General features: G+C 40.6%; 3 protein-coding genes and 1 pseudogene. 3 read left to right on the top strand and 1 reads right to left on the bottom strand.

Annotated elements, in window-relative coordinates; translation table 11 throughout:
* The first annotated feature begins 180 nt into the window (after positions 1–180).
* From ACJHX4_RS26610 to ACJHX4_RS26620, 3 genes and pseudogenes are all read left to right on the top strand, one after another.
* Entirely contained in the window at positions 181–276 is a 96-nt protein-coding gene (locus tag ACJHX4_RS26610) for a 23S rRNA methyltransferase attenuation leader peptide (RefSeq protein ID WP_013362819.1), read from the top strand.
* Positions 277–401: 125 nt separating this feature from the next.
* On the top strand, positions 402–1,139 hold the full coding sequence (gene erm(B) / locus ACJHX4_RS26615; protein WP_013362818.1) for a 23S rRNA (adenine(2058)-N(6))-methyltransferase Erm(B): 738 nt from the start codon (positions 402–404) through the stop codon (positions 1,137–1,139).
* Positions 1,140–1,901: 762 nt separating this feature from the next.
* Positions 1,902–2,323, top strand: a pseudogene (locus tag ACJHX4_RS26620) (IS1 family transposase); the annotation flags it as partial.
* Positions 2,324–2,352: 29 nt separating this feature from the next.
* On the opposite strand, the gene ACJHX4_RS26625 reads toward ACJHX4_RS26620, so the two are convergent.
* On the bottom strand, positions 2,353–3,052 hold a 700-nt coding region (locus tag ACJHX4_RS26625), incomplete at its 5' end, for a Tn3 family transposase (RefSeq protein ID WP_241095187.1).

Below are 3,052 nucleotides of genomic sequence, written 5' to 3' on the forward strand. Positions count from 1 at the left end.
ACAGAATGATGTCACGCTGAAAATGCCGGCCTTTGAATGGGTTCATGTGCAGCTCCATCAGCAAAAGGGGATGATAAGTTTATCACCACCGACTATTTGCAACAGTGCCAAATTTTGTATAATAGGAATTGAAGTTAAATTAGATGCTAAAAATTTGTAATTAAGAAGGAGGGATTCGTCATGTTGGTATTCCAAATGCGTTATCAAATGCGTTATGTAGATAAAACATCTACTGTTTTGAAACAGACTAAAAAAAGTGATTACGCAGATAAATAAATACGTTAGATTAATTCCTACCAGTGACTAATCTTATGACTTTTTAAACAGATAACTAAAATTACAAACAAATCGTTTAACTTCTGTATTTGTTTATAGATGTAATCACTTCAGGAGTAAATTACATGAACAAAAATATAAAATATTCTCAAAACTTTTTAACGAGTGAAAAAGTACTCAACCAAATAATAAAACAATTGAATTTAAAAGAAACCGATACCGTTTACGAAATTGGAACAGGTAAAGGGCATTTAACGACGAAACTGGCTAAAATAAGTAAACAGGTAACGTCTATTGAATTAGACAGTCATCTATTCAACTTATCGTCAGAAAAATTAAAACTGAATACTCGTGTCACTTTAATTCACCAAGATATTCTACAGTTTCAATTCCCTAACAAACAGAGGTATAAAATTGTTGGGAATATTCCTTACCATTTAAGCACACAAATTATTAAAAAAGTGGTTTTTGAAAGCCATGCGTCTGACATCTATCTGATTGTTGAAGAAGGATTCTACAAGCGTACCTTGGATATTCACCGAACACTAGGGTTGCTCTTGCACACTCAAGTCTCGATTCAGCAATTGCTTAAGCTGCCAGCGGAATGCTTTCATCCTAAACCAAGAGTAAACAGTGTCTTAATAAAACTTACCCGCCATACCACAGATGTTCCAGATAAATATTGGAAGCTATATACGTACTTTGTTTCAAAATGGGTCAATCGAGAATATCGTCAACTGTTTACTAAAAATCAGTTTCATCAAGCAATGAAACACGCCAAAGTAAACAATTTAAGTACCGTTACTTATGAGCAAGTATTGTCTATTTTTAATAGTTATCTATTATTTAACGGGAGGAAATAATTCTATGAGTCGCTTTTGTAAATTTGGAAAGTTACACGTTACTAAAGGGAATGTAGATAAATTATTAGGTATACTACTGACAGCTTCCAAGGAGCTAAAGAGGTCCCTAGACTAGCAAGAAGTACACAAGAAGCCTTAAAGATTATAGAAAAGCTTTTCCATGAAATGCTTAACATTATTTAATGTTAACATGTGGCTTTGTGGTAACTACCACGAGTGGTAACTTGTAACATGAAAAAAGTTACAAGTTACAAGTGGTTTATTTACGAACATAAAGGCTAGGAAAGCACTTGATAAGTATATCAAGTGCTTTTTTTCCGTTCGATTTTACTATCCAAGATACCGCTTGACGTACCTAATATTTTAGTGTGCTAAGGGCTTTGCTTTTTCTGGTTATAGTTCGTTCAAAAAAGACCGCAAGGGTAAATGCACGATCATAGATCGCCCTTGCAGCTTTTTAATCTCTCCACTTTTTTATAACCAAGCAAACCACCAAGCACACTGAAAAAATAATTAGGAACTAAAGCGAAGTGCGTATCTTGGATAAATCTTCACTCGATTTTAAAAGATTAAGCACCCAGCCAAAGCGCCTAAAAAAATAATTTTTTTAAAGAAAGGAAGTAATTTAAATGACTACAATTTTAAGCGACTACAATAAATCTATCCTAATTGAATTACTAAACACCAATCGCCAAATTATCGTCGTTGGTGATGCTGCCAACTTACTGATTTAGTGTATGATGGTGTTTTTGAGGTGCTCCAGTGGCTTCTGTTTCTATCAGCTGTCCCTCCTGTTCAGCTACTGACGGGGTGGTGCGTAACGGCAAAAGCACCGCCGGACATCAGCGCTATCTCTGCTCTCACTGCCGTAAAACATGGCAACTGCAGTTCACTTACACCGCTTCTCAACCCGGTACGCACCAGAAAATCATTGATATGGCCATGAATGGCGTTGGATGCCGGGCAACCGCCCGCATTATGGGCGTTGGCCTCAACACGATTTTCCGCCATTTAAAAAACTCAGGCCGCAGTCGGTAACCTCGCGCATACAGCCGGGCAGTGACGTCATCGTCTGCGCGGAAATGGACGAACAGTGGGGATACGTCGGGGCTAAATCGCGCCAGCGCTGGCTGTTTTACGCGTATGACAGGCTCCGGAAGACGGTTGTTGCGCACGTATTGGGGTCTGACGCTCAGTGGAACGAAAACTCACGTTAAGCAACGTTTTCTGCCTCTGACGCCTCTTTTAATGGTCTCAGATGTCCTTTGGTCACCAGTTCTGCCAGCGTGAAGGAATAATGGCCGAGCATATTGATATGTCCGTGGCAAAGCGGGGAGAGGCGTGCGATATCTTCATCATTCAGTGTTTCACCCTGCGCCCGGAGATGATCCAGGGCTGCCTGCATATAAATAGTGTTCCATAACACGACGGCGTTAGTGACCAGCCCCAGTGTGCCCAGTTGATCTTCCTGACCGTCGGTATATCGTTTTCTTATCTCACCTTTTTGACCGTGACAGATGGCTCTGGCAACGGCATGGCGACTTTCTCCCCGATTAAGCTGGGTCAGAATGCGCCGGCGGTAATCTTCATCATCAATATAATTAAGCAGATACAGCGTTTTGTTGATGCGCCCCACTTCAATGATTGCCTGAGTCAGTCCGGAAGGACGTTCACTTTTCAGCAATGAACGGACCAGCACTGAAACCTGTACTTTGCCCAGCTTCAGGGAGCCAGCGGTCCGGATCATTTCGTCCCACTGAAGGACTATTTTTCGGGGATCTGATTGCCCTCTGGCAATATCATTGGCACTGTTGCAAATAGTCGGTGGTGATAAACTTATCATCCCCTTTTGCTGATGGAGCTGCACATGAACCCATTCAAAGGCCGGCATTTTCAGCGTGACATCATTCTGT

Origin of the sequence: Escherichia sp. WS2035 (genome assembly GCF_046487065.1) — a bacterium.
GTDB lineage: Bacteria > Pseudomonadota > Gammaproteobacteria > Enterobacterales > Enterobacteriaceae > Escherichia > Escherichia coli.